The organism is Vibrio sinaloensis DSM 21326, from assembly GCF_000189275.1.
In the GTDB taxonomy this organism is placed as follows: Bacteria; Pseudomonadota; Gammaproteobacteria; order Enterobacterales; family Vibrionaceae; genus Vibrio; species Vibrio sinaloensis.
In genome coordinates, this window is record NZ_AEVT01000036.1 from 1 (window position 1) to 328 (window position 328).

1 protein-coding gene is annotated in these 328 nt (G+C 56.4%); it reads right to left on the bottom strand.

Annotation, left to right across the window (positions count from 1 at the left end; translation table 11 throughout):
- Positions 1-328: hypothetical protein (locus RH45_RS06485; protein ID WP_039958302.1), on the bottom strand; the 328-nt coding region annotated here is incomplete at both ends.

Here is a 328-nt window from a genome sequence, read left to right on the forward strand (position 1 = left end):
CGTGCCGTCGTCATTAGTGTCTTCTGTGATGACCACGGTTGGCGCTGGCGTCGCCGTGGTGTCACCCATCACCGCGCTGTCGCTGCCTGGTGCCGACTCGTTGCCCGCTTGGTCCACAATCGTCGCCGTCACAGTGATGCTGCCGCCATCCGCTGGACGGTCGTATTGATAGGTCACACCGTTGTCGATGTCATTTTGATCCAGGATGCGATCTGGTTGGCCCGATACTTTCAGTGTATCGCCCACTTGAGCGTCTGCTGGTACTGTCACTAACACGTCAACGTTGCCGCTAATTTCAGTGTTGGAAATCGTACCGTCGTCGTTAATG